Source organism: Halolamina sediminis (assembly GCF_001282785.1).
In the GTDB taxonomy this organism is placed as follows: Archaea; Halobacteriota; Halobacteria; order Halobacteriales; family Haloferacaceae; genus Halolamina; species Halolamina sediminis.
Genome location: NZ_CVUA01000001.1, coordinates 843,667 through 857,803, shown reverse-complemented (window position 1 = coordinate 857,803; position 14,137 = coordinate 843,667). Strand labels below are relative to the sequence as shown.

Here is a 14,137-nt window from a genome sequence, read left to right as displayed (position 1 = left end):
GCCGCGATCGGGTGTGACGTACCGAGACCGCTGCGCGCGACCGATCGTGACCGCCGTGTCACGGCCAAGATGGTCAGCCTGTCGTCCCACAAACGACTTAACCCAGAGCGACGCAGTAGCGTCTATGGATCCCGTCGCGTTACAGTTCAACATCGACTTCCAGCAGCTCGGGGTGGAGGCCGGCTCCGGTGGCCTGATCGGCGCCTTGGTCGGCTTCGCCGCCAAGAAGGTCGCCAAGATCATCGCCGTGCTGGTCGGCATCGAGCTGGCGCTGTTCAAGTTCCTCGAGTCCCGCGAGATCATCTCCGTCGACTGGGACAAGCTCACCTCCGGGTTGATGGGCGCGGGTCAGAACGCCGCCAGCGGGACGCCGCCGTCGTGGCTCGACACGATCCTCTCGACGCTGTCGGTCTCCGCGGGCTTCACCGCCGGCTTCTACGTCGGCTGGCGGCGGGCCTAACGGTCGAGAAAGAACGCGTCGACTGCAGTCAGCGCGTCTTCAGGTCGTCTTTCTCCTTGACGATGCTCGTCTCCGCCTCGCCGCTTGTCTCCTCGTTGACGAGGTCGTAGAAATCGTTCTGCATCCCGGCGGGGAACGTGACCACGCCGATCCAGGAGCCGTCGGCCTGCCACTCCTCGCGTTCGAGATCGCCGTACTGCCGGATCTTGGCTTGTGCGCTGCCCGCGTAGTCCGCGGGGACGTTCACCGCGACGGTGATCTCGTCGAAGCGGATGGGGATCACCGGCCGGAGCGCGTCGAGCGCGTCGTCGACCTGTGACTCGATGGGCTCCATCGGATCGACGGAGAAGCCTGCCTCCTCAAGCGCCCGCTCGATCCGTTCGGGCGGGTGGGGCGCGTTGTCCATCTGGGGGTTGACCGCGTTCCGCGCGATCTTGTTGATCAGCGCGTTGTGCTTCTGCTCCTCCATTTCCTTGCGCTGCTCGGCAGTGATCTGGATCTCCCCGCGTTCGACGACCTCGGGGATGATCTCCAGCGGGTCGGTCGTGCCGAACACCTCCTCCAGGTCGGCCTCGGCGGGGCGGTCCCCCCGCGAAGCGTTCTCGAACACGTCCTCCGCGGCGATCACGTCCTCGAGGTCGCCCTCGAACTCGCCGCGCTTGATCTCGAGGGCGGCGTCGGGGTCGATGAGTACTTCGAAGCGCTCGCCGTGTGACTCGAGCCGGGCGGTGACGGCGTCGTCGAGCGGAATCATGCTTCAGGGTTCCACGGCCGGGCCTATAAACCGTCGCCCTCTGATCAGCCGAACGCGCCCAGGCTCGACTGCATCTCGCGCTCGCTCGCCCCCTCGCTGACCTCGTACCCGACCAGTTCGCGCAGGTCGACGGCGTACGTGCTCCCGCCGCGATCGAGCAGCAGGATCCGTCCCTTCACGCCGCGAACCGTCCCGGTGGCCATCGTCTCGGCGACCGGGCGGTCCGCGAGATCGAAGCCGTAGTCGAAGTCGAACGTCTCGATGGGGTCGAACTCGTCGAGCAGGTCCTGCCACGCGTCACTGTCGACCGAGCGAGCGAGCCCGTCGATCTTCGTGGGCACGCGGACGCGGTCCGGAATGCGGTCGGCGATGCCGGCCTCGATCCGCCGGGCGGCGCGGCCGTCGTCGACGGTCCGGACGTGGGCCGCGCGGTCGGCGCCCTGCTCCAGCAGCCGCGTCTCAAGGCGCCACTCGCGGGTGACGCCGACCTTGAACGTATTCGGGGCGAACGCCGCGAGGTACACCGCGTGGTCCTCGAAGCAGTCCATCTCGTCTTTCAGACACTCGCCGGTACAGCGCGCACACACCCAGACGTGGCTGTGCTGCTCGCAGTACGGCGCGGCGTCGGCGTCGCAGGCGACGTGCTCGCCGTCGTCGACGACGCCCGCACAGTGGCGGTCGCCGAGCGTGTACGCGAGTTCGGTTCCGGGCGTCAGGTCGACGTACTGCACCCCGCCCTCGTCGGCCAGTAGCAGCCCTCCATCGCCCGAATCGTAGCCCACGAACTGCACACGCCGGCTTGGGTGTGGGTCCGCATATGGCTGTCCATCGCAGGGCACGGGCCCAGCGCGTCGGCGTCGCGCCGCGTTCGCGAAAACTGGGAGAACAGCCGGCCGGCGCCCGCCCGACCAGCCGGCCTCAGCTCTCGGAAGCGTCCCGGACGTCCATCGAGCGACAGTCCGGACAGCGGACGCCGATCATCCGCGTCTTCGGCAGGTCGAACTCGGCGTCACACGACGCACACCGGTAGGTGAACACGTCGTCGCCGCCGTCGGACCCGCCGGAGATCGCGTCCGAGATGGAACTCAGCAGCCCCACGCTCATTGCCCTCTTTCCTCGTTCCGCGAGCCGTTTCAAAGTTGGGCCGGTCACCGTGAGCCGTCGACTCAGCACACGGGCTTTGGGTCGACGCCCATCCCCTGCAGTGCGTCGGCGTAGTCGTCGTACGCGACTTGAACCGTGTATTCGGCGACGTCGCGGGCGTCGGTCCAGTCCGTCTCGGACTCACACAGCGTCTCCAGTAGCGCCAGCCCACGTTGGGTCCCCGACCCGGTTTCCTCGCGAAGCTCGCGGAACAGGTCCGCTCGGGCGTTGTCCGCCTCGTTGACGAAGAAGGAGACCACCTGCTGGTGGGTCCGATCGGCGACCAGTCCGCGCCCGACCATCCCCGCAGCCACGCGCAGCACCGCGCCGTCACGCCCGCGGAGGTACTCGTGGAGCGTGCCGCCGTCGTTGGGTTCGTACTCGTCGTCCATCGCGTCGAACACGCGCTGGCGGTGGTCGGCCTCCCGGTCTGCCACGTCGACGAACGCCTCGTGGGCTCGGTCGTTCGGTTCGTCCTCTGCCCACGCCGCGAAGGTGTTGTGGGCGGCGTGCTCGGAGTCCGCGGCCGCTTCGAGCACGCGCCGGGCCGTGAGGTCGGCGTCCGTGAGCGCGACCAGGAGCTTGTTCGAGCCGAGCCGGTTCAGTTGAGTCGCCTTCGCCTCGGTCACCTGCTCGCGGAACGTCGCGCCGTCCATGATCGATCGTTCGACCGGTGCGAGGAAAGGTCTCCCGGCCCGGGCGCCGACGTTTTGCCCGCGCCTACCCCAGACGGGCCATGACCGAGAGCCAAGCCGACGCGCCGGCGGTCGACGCCGCCGAACTCGCGGCGTGGCAGCGCGACGGTCGGTCGTTCACCGTGCTCGACGTGCGAAACCGCGACGAGTTCGAGGCGTGGCACGTCGACGCCGAGGCGATCCAGATCCCCCACCAGCAGTTCATCGCCGCGCGGGCGAGAGGGACGACCGACGAGCGCGTCCCGGCCGCGCCTCAGTCGTCGTCCGCTGCGGCGTCGACAGCGTCGGCCTCGGCGTCCTCGATGCTCGGCGGGTAGCTCCCGCGGTCGAGTTTGAGGTCAGACTTGGGGCGGGCCATACACGTCAGCGCGTAGTTCTCGGCCTCCTCCTCGGTGAGCGCGCGCTGTTCGACGACGGTCTGCTCGACCTCGCCCTCGATAATCTCCGCAGAACAGGCCAGACACATCCCCACGCGACAGGAGTACTCCTGAGCGATCCCCTCCTCCATGCAGACCTGCAGGATCGGCCGGGTCTCGGGAACCTCGATGGTCTCGCCGGTACCGACGAACTCCACGGTGTGCTCGGTCATCCTCCGAGGCTGGGTGGGGAGCCGAGAAAAGCGTTTCCCGATCCGCCCTAGGCCTCCTCCTCGGCCTTGTGTCGGATCGTGAGCACGGGCACGTCCGACGTGCGGACGACGCGCTCGGTGACGCTGCCGAGCAGGAACCGCTCGACGCCGCTGCGGCCGTGGGTGCCCATCACGACTAGATCGACGCCCTCGCTGTCGACGTAGTCGAGGATGCGGCGGTAGGCGGTGCCGGAGACGACGTGGGTCTTCACTTCGACGCCCGCGGCCTCGGCGGCGTCGACGACCTCGTTGACCGCGCGCTGGCCCTCCTCCTCCAGCGCGTCGATCACGAGTTCGGAGCCGGACTCGATCGAGGAGAACGCGCTGGCGTCGACGACGTACAGCGCGTGGATAGTGGCGTCGTACGTCTCCGCCAGCGAGACGGCGTGGTCGATCGCGTCGGTCGCGGCGGGGCTTCCGTCGGTGGGAACGAGGATGTCGTCGTACATCTCGTTCGTGCTGTGGGCCGGCAAAGAATAAAGTACCACGGGTCAGGTGATCCGGAGATTACGGGCGGGGACCGGGGTCAGTCCAGCGCCGTCCGAACCGCCGACTCACACGTCTGCATCCCCTCGTAGCGCGCGTTCTCGTCGTCGCCCAGCGTGACCGTCTCCGCGACGCGCCAGCCGTCGCGTTCGTATACCAGCCCCTTCACCCAGCCCTCGGTGGCGAGGAGCAGCCCCACGATCGCCCCCTCGCCAGCGCCCTCGCGGTCGGCCACGTCGACGGCGATCTCGAGCGCGTCCGAGCGGTTCAACGAGGCGAGCTCGGCGTCGGTCAGCGGGCGATCCGGGAGGGAGTCCAGCACGCTCATGGTCGACAGTACGGGCTCGTCCAGAAGGCGCTTCCGAACGTTCCCTCGCGGCGAGGCCGCTTCCGAACGTTCCCTCGCGGCGAGGCCGCTTCCGAAACTTCTTGCCACAGCGCGCGGCAGGGACGCCCATGCGCCGACTCGATCGGGTCGAGCGGGCCGTCGTCGCGCTGACGGCGCTGGCCGTCCTCGCCCGGCTGGTCGGCATCGGGGCGCGCCCGTTCCACTGGGACGAGGCCCGGGTCGGCTACTGGACGCTCCGCTCGCTCGAAACGGGCGTCTACGAGTACCGTCCCGTCGCCGGCGGGCCGTTCCTCTACGTCGTCGGCCGACAGCTGTTCGCGCTCGGGCTCACGAGCGACGCCGCCGCCCGACTCCCCGTCGCGCTGATCGGCGGCCTGCTCCCGCTCGCCGCGTTACTGTTCCGGCGGGCGACGGATCGGGAGTCCCACGGCGGCCTCTCCGGGACCGAGAGCGTCGCGCTCGCGGGGCTGCTCGCGTTCGCGCCGCCGCTGCTGTACTACTCTCGCGTCCTCCGGGGCGACCTGCCGCTAGCGGCGTTCTCGCTGGCCGCCGTCGGCTTCGCGTGGCGCGCGTGGGACCGGGACAGCCACCGTTCGCTGTACGCCGCGGCCGCGGCGGTCGGGCTCGCACTCACCACCTCGGGGTTCGTGGTCGCGGTGCTCGGCTGCTGGCTGCTCGCTGCCGTTCTCACGCTCGACGAGGCACGCGTCCGGGGCGAGGGTTCGGGCGCACTCCGCGAGCGCGTCCGCTCGGTCGCCGACAGGATCGCGTCGGGGTCCGTCGCGCTGCTCCGCGCCGCCGCGATCACGGTCGTCGTCACGATCGCGTTCTACCTCCCGCGAGGGCGGATCGACCTCGGCGATCCGGCGACGCTGCTGACGGCGCTCGAAGCCGGCACCGTCGGCGCGGGAAAGCGGTTCCTCTCGGTCCGCGTCCTCGGCCGGCACGCGCCGCCGACGTACACCAACGACCACGCGCTGCTCCCGTTCGTCGCCGGGACTGCCGAGGTGCTGCTGGCGGCGGCGCTACCGGTCGTCGCCCTCGCCGTCTGGGGGTTCTTCCGGGAGCGCTACGCCGGGCGGTCGCGGCCGCTGGTGAACTTCGCCGCCTACTGGGCCGGCGCGGGGCTGCTACTGTTCCCCGTCGCGTCGGAGGTGAACGAACCGTGGCTCGCGGTTCACGTCCTCGCGCCGGCGACGATCCCCGCCGCCGTCGGGCTGGCGGCGCTGTGGCGGACGGCAGCCGAGAGCGTCACCGTCGGCGACGCCGCCCGGGTCGCGGCTGCGCTACTGCTCCTCTCGGCCGTCGGCGTCCACTCCGGCGCCGTGATCGCGGGCGAGGTGTACGACGACCCCGCGGCCGGCGACGCGCTCCCGGGGGGCGCCCAGCCGGGGGCCGAGTACCGGACGGGCCTGAGCGCGATAGAGGGGGCTGTCGCCGGAAGCGACGGGACGAACGTGCTCTACGTCGGTGAGTCGCTCACCGTCGACGACGAGACGGTGCTCGATCAGCCGCCGGTGCCTGAGCGGGCACGCGACGCGTTCAGCACCCGGCTCCCGCTGTCGTGGTACGTCGAACGCGCCGGCGCGGGGACCGAGAGCGTCGCTTCGCCGTCGGCGATGTCCGCCTCGGCGCCGCCGGTGGTCGTCACGACGTCCGAACACCGGCTCGCGGTCGACGACCGGCTGTCGGGCTACGAGTCGTACACGATCGAACAGGGGCTCACGAACCGACGGCTGATCGTGTTCGTTGCGGCCTGAAACGGGGGGAGAACGTCCGAGCGGGTCGTGATAGGCTACCGGAAGCCCATCGCTTCGATCTGTTCTTGATAGCGGTTCCGGATGGTGACCTCCGTAACCTGCGCTACGTCGGCAACTTCGCGTTGGGTCTTCTTCTCGTTACAGAGCAGCGAGGCGGCGTAGATGGCCGCGGCAGCGAACCCGGTCGGGGATTTGCCCGAGAGCAGCCCCTGTTCGGCGGAGACGTCGATGATCTCGGTGGCCTTCGACTGGACCTCCTCGCTCAGGCCGAGTTCGGAGGCGAACCGCGGGACGAACTGCTTGGGGTCGACGGGCTTGAGTTCGAGACCGAGCTCCTGGGAGATGTAGCGGTAGGTGCGGCCGATCTCCTTCTGTGGGACGCGAGAGACCTCCGCGACCTCGTCGAGGCTGCGCGGGATCCCCTCCTGCCGACAGGCGGCGTACAGTGCCGCGGTCGCGACGCCCTCGATCGACCGGCCGCGGATCAGGTCCTCGTTGAGCGCGCGGCGATAGATCACCGACGCGACCTCGCGGACGGAGCGGGGGACGCCCAGCGCGGAGGCCATCCGGTCGACCTCCGAGAGCGCGAACTGGAGGTTCCGCTCGCCGGCGTCCTTCGTCCGGATGCGCTCCTGCCACTTCCGCAGGCGGTGCATCTGGCTGCGCTTCTCGGAGGAGAGCGACCGACCGTAGGCGTCCTTGTCCTTCCAGTCGATCGTCGTCGTCAGCCCGCGATCGTGCATCGTCTCCGTGATCGGCGCGCCCACTCGGGACTTGCTCTGGCGCTCGGAGTGGTTGAACGCCCGCCACTCCGGGCCGCGGTCGATCTGGCGCTCGTCGAGCACCAGCCCGCAATCGTCGCAGACAAGTTCGCCCTGGTCGTCGTCGGTGACGACCTCGTCGGACCCACACTCCGGGCAGGTGAGAACCTCGTCGGCCGACTCGTCCTCCTCCTCGGACTCCCGCTGTCGCTCCCGGCTGGGACGTTCCATTAAAAGGTTTCTGGTGACCCCGACAGATAAGACTTTTTCCGTCCTCGTTCTGGGCACAGAACTAATCGATAGACGGAGCGCCGTCCGGAGATTCTCGCCGCATCTCACCCCTCGGCCGGAAGGGGCGGTAGTCGACGGTTTGTGATTACTACTGCGTATTGAGAAAGATTTTTGCATAACCAGTAGCTATTGAGACGTATGAGCACGAGCCCCACGCGCGTCGAATCGGCAGTCGACTCCTGTCGCCCGTCGAACGTCGAGCCCGTCGAACTCGCGGCGTCGTCGCTGTCGACGACTGCCCCGGAGTACCTACGGGAGCTGAAGGCCGAACTCGCCGCCGAAGGCTACCAGCCCGCTGAGCTCACCGTCTCGGCCTGCTTCGCGGAGGACTGCTCGCTGGCGACACAGCAGGAGGCCGACCGGCTCCGCGACGTGATTCGAGCGGGCGCGTTCCTCGGCGTCGGCGTCGTCCGCGTCGAGATCGAGGACGTGAGCGACCCCGGGAAAGTCCGCCCGGCGCTGGAGGCACTCGAAGAGCGCGCCCGCCGGGAAGGCGTCAGCCTTTCGGTCGACGGCCTCGACGTGGCGGCCTGAATGGGCAAACGGGCGCTGGCCGAACGACTCCACGGGCTCGCGGGCTTTCGCGACCCCGACGTGACCCTCGAACAGTACCCGACGCCGCCGGATCTCGCAGCACACCTTCTCCACCTCGCGGGTCTCCAGGGCGACATCGCCGGCCGGACAGTACTCGACCTCGGCGCCGGCACGGGACTGCTCGCACTCGCGGCCGCCTGTCGCGATCCCACCCGCGTGGTGGGGCTCGAACGCGACGCCGACGCGCTCGCGGTCGCCCGCGAGAACGAGCGCGCAGTCGCCGCCGGAACGCCCGTCGACTGGCTCCGCGCCGACGCGACCCACCCGCCACTCCCCGCGGACTCTGTCTCGACGGTCGTGACGAACCCGCCGTTCGGCGCCCAGTCGGGCAACGAGGGCGCCGACCGGGCGTTTCTCCGGACCGCGGCGTCGGTCGCGGGCGTCTCCTACTCGATCCACAACGCCGGGAGCCAGGCGTTCGTCGAGTCCTTCGCCGCCGACGAGGGCGGCGACGTGACCCACGCCTTCGCCGCGGAGTTCGAGATCCCCCGGCTGTACGACCACCACGAGCGCGAGCGGGCGGAGATCGAGGTCGAGGTATTCCGGATCGAGTGGGCCTAGTCGGGACGGCCCGGGATCCAGAACCGGCCGACGCATAGTTCGTCCGCTGCGAGCCAGAGTCCGGCCGACAGCAGCGCGTACCCCAGCACCAGCAACGCGCCGTTGGAGAACGTCACACAGTCGCCGACGGTGACGCCGATGCGGACGCCGCTCCGGAACACGCCCACACCCCGGTCGGCCAGCCCGCAGCCCCCGCCGAACGCCGTGACCGGCGCCGCGACGACCAGCACGACCCCCGAGACCGCGAGCGACGCCTTCTCACCGGCGCGGCGACGAACCGCGAGCACCAGCCCGACCGCCGCGAGGCTGACGGCCGCGACCGGGAGCGGTGACGCGGAGTCCGGGCCGACCGCCGCAGCGGAGAGCCCGACCGAGAGCGCGATCGCGGCGAGTTCGGCAGCCACGACCGCAGTCGCTCCCACGAACGCGAGCGTGACCCGCGTGGGGAGCCCCGTGGACCGAGACACGTCACTGAATCGTTCAGTCAGTACCCTAACTGTTTCGGGCCGGTGTGGATCGTCGGAGCTATTTGACGACGGGCCGGGGGGCCGAACATGGACGAGACGTTCCTCGACATGCTGGACCGCAACGCCGACCACGCCGCGGCGTTCGACGACCGATTCGACGAGCTCCAGCACGGACAGCAGCCGGACGCGGTGACGGTCTGCTGTTCGGACTCCCGGGTGCTACAGGACCACATCTGGGGGAACGACGAGCCGGGCCACCTGTTCAGCTGTGGCAACATCGGGAACCGCGTCGTCCAGCGGACCGACGCCGGCCCGCGCGTCTCCGGCGACGTGCTCTACCCGCTGGCACACACCGACACTGACCTCGCCGTCGTGCTCGGCCACACTGGCTGCGGGGCGGTGACGGCGACGTACGACCACCTCACCGACGGCGTCTCGGAGCCGGCAGGGATCGAACACTGCATCGACCTGCTCGCGCCGGGGCTGGAGCCGGGCGTCGAGACGCTCCCGGACGGGCTGGAGAACGACGAGGCTGTGAACCGGCTCGTCGAGTACAACGTCGATCGGCAGGTCGAGTTCCTGCTCGACAGCGACGACGTCGACGGGAGCGTGCAGGTCGTCGGCGCGGTGTACGACTTCCAAGACGTGTACGACGGCCGACGGGGCGAGGTCCACGTGATCAACGTCGACGGCGAGACCGACCCCGAATGCCTCCGCGATCGCCACCCGGCGATCGACTCGCGGGTGGACCGGCTCTGGACGTACTGAGTCCGAAAACGATCAGAGATCGACGCGGTCGCCGATCTCGACCAGCTCCAGCGCTCGCGGGTGCTCGAAGGAGTCGACGTGCTCGTGGAGCGCGGTCGGGTCGGCGGTGAGCCCCTTCCACATGTCCCAGTGGGTCGGCAGTAGTCGGTCGACCCGGAGCGCGCTCGCGGCCTCGACGGCCTCCCCCTCGTCGTTGTACCACTTGGTGTACTTGGGCTCCCGCGTCTCCTTGTCCGGGATCATCCCCGCGCTCCCGAACGCGACGATCCCGAGGTCGATGTCGAACTCCCGACCCAACCGCTCGAAGGAGTCCGCCGGCCGGGAGTCGCCGGGGTGGATCACCGTCCCGGCGTCGTGTTCGAACACGTACCCCACCGGGTGCTCGGCGTCGGGATCGTTCACTTCGACGACGTGGACCGTGAACTCGCCCACCTCCAGTACGTCGCCCTCGGCGACCTCTTGGAACTGATCGCCGTCGAGCGCCCAGCGATCCTCCCAAGTTTGGTTCTCGCGTGCGGCCGCGAGCGACGCGTCGGGGGCGACGAAGGGCGCGCCCGTGGCTTCGAGGATCGGCGCCTGCGACTCGCCGTGGACGTGGTCGCTGTGCTCGTGGGTCGCGAACACCGCGTCGGCGTCGGTCACGTCCGCGGGATCGAACGGGACGGGAATCATCCGAACCGTCCGCGGTGGGTCGCCGGTGCCGAGGTACGGGTCGACGAACAGTGTCGTCCCCTCGCTCCCCTTCAACACGAACCCGTTACAGCCGAGATACCAGACTGCGACGGAGTTCGGGTCGGCCGACTCGATCGCGCGAGGGAGCCAGTCGCCCCAGTCGCTCGTAGTCATGGGCGGGAATGGGGCCGGGCGTCCCATAGCCGTTGTGCCACACCCCCCGAAGATACTCAAGGGCGGACCGTGTGATTTCGTATCATGCGACCCTCCACACGCGACACCGCCGCGTTCGCCGAGATGTGCCACGCCATGGAGCACGCCGCGGGCGCCGTCGCCGACGGCGCCGGCCGGGAGCTGTTCGACGGGTAGCCCCCACTCGACTTTGCCGCTCGGGACACGCCGAGAGCGACTCCAGGGAGCCTCGGTTTCGACTCACCGGGACGCTGAGCCCCGCGGTCGACGCTGCGGAGCCACAGCAGCCGTTCGGGGCTGTGCGACCGAACGCATGGTCGCCCCCTCACTGACGGGACCGAAACCCCGAAACCCGCCGCCGGCCTCCGCCCGATAATGGAGTCGGGCCGGATCGACGTTTCGACACTCGACGGACCGTTCGACCTGCAGTCGACCCTGGAGAGCGGGCAGAGCTACCTCTGGGAGCGCGCCGACGGCGACGGCTACACCGAGTCCGCCGCCCACGGCGGCGACGCGTGGTACGAAACCGTCCTCCCGTCGACGCCCGGGCTGGTCGACCAGCCCACGGTCGTCCGCGCCCGGCAGCGCGGCAGTGTCGACGCCGGGACGATCGAGTGGGAGGCCGGCGGCGTTCCGGCGGACGCAGGCGGTGACGGGCCCGCGGCGCCGACCGAGTCGGTCGACGGCGAGTCGATCCTCACGCACCTGCTCCGGCTCGACGACGACCTCACGGCGATCTACGACGCGACCGACGACGGCGCGTTGCTCTCGCGGGCGTACGACCGCTACCGCGGGCTGCGGCTCGTCCGGGACCCTGCCTTCCCCTGCCTGATCTCGTTCATCTGTTCGGCGCAGATGCGCGTGAGCCGGATCTTCGGGATGCAGCGGTCGCTCCGGGAGAGCTACGGCACGCCGGTCGAGCTGGGCGACCGAACGCTGTACGCCTACCCGACGCCCGAGGCGCTGGCCGCGCGGACCGAGGACGAACTGCGGGAGCTGAGTCTGGGCTACCGCGCGCCGTACGTCCAGCGCACCGCCGAGATGGTGGCGTCGGGCGAGGCCCACCCCGACGACGCGCGCGGCCTGCCGTACGAGGAGGCCCGGGAGGCGCTCACCCAGTTCGTCGGCGTCGGCGACAAGGTGGCCGACTGCGTGCTGCTGTTCTCTCTGGGCTACCTGCAGGCGATCCCGCTGGACACGTGGATCCAGACGGCGATCGGCGACTACTTCCCCGACTGCGAGGGCGGCAACTACGCCGAGACCTCGCGGGCGATCCGGGACCGCCTCGGCGCCGGGCTGGCCGAGCGCGAAGAGCCGTTCGGCGAGAGCGGCCCCGACGCGTACGCGGGCTACGCCCAGACGTACGTGTTCCACCACCTCCGGACCGACGGCGACTGATCCCGTCGTTTACGAGAGCGGAGCTCTCGTTCGCCAACCAGAACGCGGAGCGTTCTGGTGACGGCACGCAGCCAGCCGGCGTGGGTGACTGATTTCGCCGAATCGGCGACACCCTCGCCCACCCGAACTGTCAAGCCGTCGTCCGCCGAAGCGACGCGCATGTCCGACACACCGTACGGCGAGTGGAACTCTCCCGTCGCCGCGGCCGACGTGGCCGCCGACACGCTCCGTTTCGGCCCCGTCGCAGTGGACGACGGCAGCGTCTACTGGCTGGAACGACGACCCGACGAGGAAGGAAGAGGTGTCGTCGTCCGGGCGGACGGCGACGGCAGCGATCCCGTCGAAGTGACCCCGGACGACGCCGACGTGCGCACGCTGGTCCACGAGTACGGCGGCGGCGACTTCGCGGTGCAGGACGGCACCGTGTTCTACGCCGCGTTCGACGATCAGCGACTCTACCGGCTCGATCCCGACGGCGAGCCCGAACCGATCACCCCAGAGCCGGAGACCGAACGCGGTCAGCGCTACGCCGACGTGGAGGTATCCCCCGACGGCGAGCGCCTCTACGCGGTCCGGGAGCGCCACGAAGGTGACGACGCCGAGGACGTGGTCAACGAGCTCGTCACGCTGCCCGCGGACGGCAGCGAGGCGCCCGCGGTCGTCGCGTCGGGCCACGACTTCTACTCGTTCCCGCGGCTCGACCCCGACGGCGAGCGCCTCGCGTGGACGACGTGGGACCACCCGCGGATGCCGTGGGACGGCACCGAACTCCACGTCGCCGACGTGGGCGACGACAGCTCCCTCTCCGGGGAGCGCGTGGTCATGGGTGGCCCCGAGGAGTCGGTGTTCCAGCCCGGCTGGAGCCCGGACGGTCGGCTCCACGCCGTCTCGGACCGGACGGGCTGGTGGAACCTCTACGAACTCGACGCCGCGGGCGACGACGAGCCCCGGAACCGAACGCCCGAGGACGCGGAGTTCGGCGTCCCGCAGTGGTCGTTCGGCTCGGCGACGTACGCGTTCCTCGAAGACGGCCGCGTCGCGGTGCTCCGCAACAGCGACGGCGAGTGGTCGCTCTGCCTGCTCGACGAGGACGACGAACTGCGAGCGGCCGATCTCCCGTTCTCGGCGTACCCCCACGCCCGGATCGCGACCGACGGCGGGGCGCTGGCGTTCGTCGCCGGCGGACCGACGACGCCCGGGACGGTCGCCCGCTGGACGCCCGGCGACGGCGAGCCAACCGCCCTCCAGCAGTCGTTCTCGCTCGACCTCGACGCGGGAATGGTCGCCGAGCCCGAACACGTCGACGTGCCCACGCGGGACGGCGAGACGACCCACGCCTACTACTATCCGCCGACGAACGCCGACGAACGCGCGCCCGAGAGCGAAGATCCGCCGCTGGTGACGATGGTCCACGGCGGTCCGACGAGCCAGACCCTGCCCGTCGCGAACCTCGCGATCCAGTACTACACCACCCGGGGCTTCGCAGTCGCGGACGTGAACTACCGCGGCTCGACGGGGTACGGCCGCGACTACCGCGACGCGCTGCAGGGCGAGTGGGGCGTGCTCGACACCGCCGACGTGGTCGACACCGCGGAGTACCTCGCAGAGACCGGCCGTGCGGACCCGGACCGCCTCGCGATCACCGGCGGCAGCGCCGGCGGCTACGCGGTGCTCTGTGCGCTTTCGTTCCACGACACGTTCGACGCCGGCGCGAGCCACTACGGCGTCGCCGACCTCGAAGCGCTCGCGACGGGCACCCACAAGTTCGAGTCGCGCTACCTCGACGGGCTGGTCGGCCCGCTGCCCGAGGCGCGGGAAATCTACGAGGACCGCTCGCCGGCGTTCCACGCCACGGAGATCGACGCGCCGCTGCTGCTGCTGCAGGGCGGCGAGGACCGCGTGGTCCCCCAAGAGCAGGCCGAGGACATGGTGGACGCGCTGGTGGAGACCGAGACACCCTACGCCTACGCGCTGTTCCCCGAGGAGCGTCACGGCTTCCGGACCGCGGAAGCGAGTCGGCGGGCGCTCGAACTCGAACTCGCGTTCTACGGGGAGACGTTCGGCTTCGAGCCAGCCGACGAGATCCCCGAGATCAAGCTCCACGAGGGGCAGCGCTCGGTTCGGCGGGTGGAGTAGCGCGGATCCGAGAAGGTAACTT

Annotated in this window: 18 protein-coding genes; 8 read left to right on the top strand and 10 right to left on the bottom strand. The window is 70.0% G+C overall.

Annotated features, from left to right (window positions below; genetic code table 11):
- Positions 1–124 precede the first annotated feature (124 nt).
- On the top strand, positions 125–460 hold the full coding sequence (locus BN1959_RS04340; protein ID WP_053947487.1) for an FUN14 domain-containing protein: 336 nt from the start codon (positions 125–127) through the stop codon (positions 458–460).
- A 28-nt stretch (positions 461–488) separates the two neighbouring features.
- Here the strand turns inward: BN1959_RS04340 and BN1959_RS04335 are convergent, their stop codons facing one another.
- The 4 genes from BN1959_RS04335 to BN1959_RS04320 all read right to left on the bottom strand — a co-directional run bounded on the left by BN1959_RS04335 (position 489) and on the right by BN1959_RS04320 (position 3,013).
- On the bottom strand, positions 489–1,214 hold the full coding sequence (locus BN1959_RS04335; protein ID WP_053947486.1) for a ribosome assembly factor SBDS: 726 nt from the start codon (positions 1,212–1,214) through the stop codon (positions 489–491).
- 44 nt (positions 1,215–1,258) lie between these two features.
- Positions 1,259–2,005 (bottom strand): DUF2797 domain-containing protein, encoded by a 747-nt coding sequence (locus BN1959_RS04330; RefSeq protein WP_053947485.1) that lies wholly within the window; start codon positions 2,003–2,005, stop codon positions 1,259–1,261.
- Between the two features lie 127 nt (positions 2,006–2,132).
- A complete protein-coding gene (locus BN1959_RS04325; protein ID WP_053947484.1) occupies positions 2,133–2,318 on the bottom strand; it encodes a hypothetical protein in 186 nt (61 codons plus the stop codon).
- 62 nt (positions 2,319–2,380) lie between these two features.
- Positions 2,381–3,013 carry a hypothetical protein gene (locus BN1959_RS04320; protein WP_053947483.1) on the bottom strand — a complete coding sequence of 211 codons (633 nt, stop codon included), beginning with the start codon at positions 3,011–3,013 and terminating at the stop codon, positions 2,381–2,383.
- 80 nt (positions 3,014–3,093) lie between these two features.
- Between BN1959_RS04320 and BN1959_RS14980 the strand changes: the two genes are divergently transcribed.
- Complete coding sequence (locus BN1959_RS14980; RefSeq protein ID WP_053947482.1) at positions 3,094–3,369, top strand: rhodanese-like domain-containing protein; 276 nt, start codon at positions 3,094–3,096, stop codon at positions 3,367–3,369.
- On the opposite strand, the gene BN1959_RS04310 is transcribed toward BN1959_RS14980, so the two are convergent.
- From BN1959_RS04310 to BN1959_RS04300, 3 genes are all read right to left on the bottom strand, one after another.
- Positions 3,306–3,641, bottom strand: coding sequence for a 2Fe-2S iron-sulfur cluster-binding protein (locus tag BN1959_RS04310; RefSeq protein WP_053947481.1), 336 nt, complete (start codon positions 3,639–3,641; stop codon positions 3,306–3,308). The two genes, BN1959_RS14980 and BN1959_RS04310, sit on opposite strands and share 64 nt — an antisense overlap.
- A gap of 47 nt (positions 3,642–3,688) precedes the next feature.
- Positions 3,689–4,129 (bottom strand): universal stress protein, encoded by a 441-nt coding sequence (locus BN1959_RS04305; protein WP_053947480.1) that lies wholly within the window; start codon positions 4,127–4,129, stop codon positions 3,689–3,691.
- Positions 4,130–4,206: 77 nt separating this feature from the next.
- Positions 4,207–4,494 (bottom strand): hypothetical protein, encoded by a 288-nt coding sequence (locus BN1959_RS04300; RefSeq protein ID WP_053947479.1) that lies wholly within the window; start codon positions 4,492–4,494, stop codon positions 4,207–4,209.
- 128 nt (positions 4,495–4,622) lie between these two features.
- Here BN1959_RS04300 and BN1959_RS04295 point away from each other — a divergent pair, with 128 nt between their 5' ends.
- Entirely contained in the window at positions 4,623–6,275 is a 1,653-nt protein-coding gene (locus tag BN1959_RS04295; RefSeq protein WP_053947478.1) for a flippase activity-associated protein Agl23, read from the top strand.
- A gap of 35 nt (positions 6,276–6,310) precedes the next feature.
- Here the strand turns inward: BN1959_RS04295 and BN1959_RS04290 are convergent, their stop codons facing one another.
- Positions 6,311–7,267, bottom strand: coding sequence for a transcription initiation factor IIB (locus BN1959_RS04290; protein ID WP_053947477.1), 957 nt, complete (start codon positions 7,265–7,267; stop codon positions 6,311–6,313).
- 198 nt (positions 7,268–7,465) lie between these two features.
- Between BN1959_RS04290 and BN1959_RS04285 the strand changes: the two genes are divergently transcribed.
- On the top strand, positions 7,466–7,861 hold the full coding sequence (locus BN1959_RS04285; protein WP_053947476.1) for a hypothetical protein: 396 nt from the start codon (positions 7,466–7,468) through the stop codon (positions 7,859–7,861).
- The gene (locus tag BN1959_RS04280) at positions 7,862–8,482 is read left to right on the top strand and encodes an METTL5 family protein (protein WP_053947475.1); all 621 of its coding nucleotides are present in this window, start codon (positions 7,862–7,864) and stop codon (positions 8,480–8,482) included.
- On the opposite strand, the gene BN1959_RS04275 is transcribed toward BN1959_RS04280, so the two are convergent.
- Positions 8,479–8,949 carry a hypothetical protein gene (locus tag BN1959_RS04275; protein ID WP_053947474.1) on the bottom strand — a complete coding sequence of 157 codons (471 nt, stop codon included), beginning with the start codon at positions 8,947–8,949 and terminating at the stop codon, positions 8,479–8,481. The two genes, BN1959_RS04280 and BN1959_RS04275, sit on opposite strands and share 4 nt — an antisense overlap.
- Positions 8,950–9,036: 87 nt before the next feature.
- On the opposite strand from BN1959_RS04275, the gene BN1959_RS04270 reads away from it, so the two are divergent.
- Entirely contained in the window at positions 9,037–9,717 is a 681-nt protein-coding gene (locus BN1959_RS04270) for a carbonic anhydrase (protein WP_053947473.1), read from the top strand.
- A 12-nt stretch (positions 9,718–9,729) separates the two neighbouring features.
- On the opposite strand, the gene BN1959_RS04265 is transcribed toward BN1959_RS04270, so the two are convergent.
- A complete protein-coding gene (locus BN1959_RS04265) occupies positions 9,730–10,563 on the bottom strand; it encodes an MBL fold metallo-hydrolase (protein ID WP_053947472.1) in 834 nt (277 codons plus the stop codon).
- A 393-nt stretch (positions 10,564–10,956) separates the two neighbouring features.
- On the opposite strand from BN1959_RS04265, the gene BN1959_RS04260 reads away from it, so the two are divergent.
- Both BN1959_RS04260 and BN1959_RS04255 read left to right on the top strand, forming a co-directional pair.
- Entirely contained in the window at positions 10,957–11,979 is a 1,023-nt protein-coding gene (locus BN1959_RS04260) for a DNA-3-methyladenine glycosylase family protein (RefSeq protein ID WP_053947471.1), read from the top strand.
- A 159-nt stretch (positions 11,980–12,138) separates the two neighbouring features.
- On the top strand, positions 12,139–14,115 hold the full coding sequence (locus BN1959_RS04255) for a S9 family peptidase (protein WP_053947470.1): 1,977 nt from the start codon (positions 12,139–12,141) through the stop codon (positions 14,113–14,115).
- Positions 14,116–14,137: the final 22 nt, after the last annotated feature.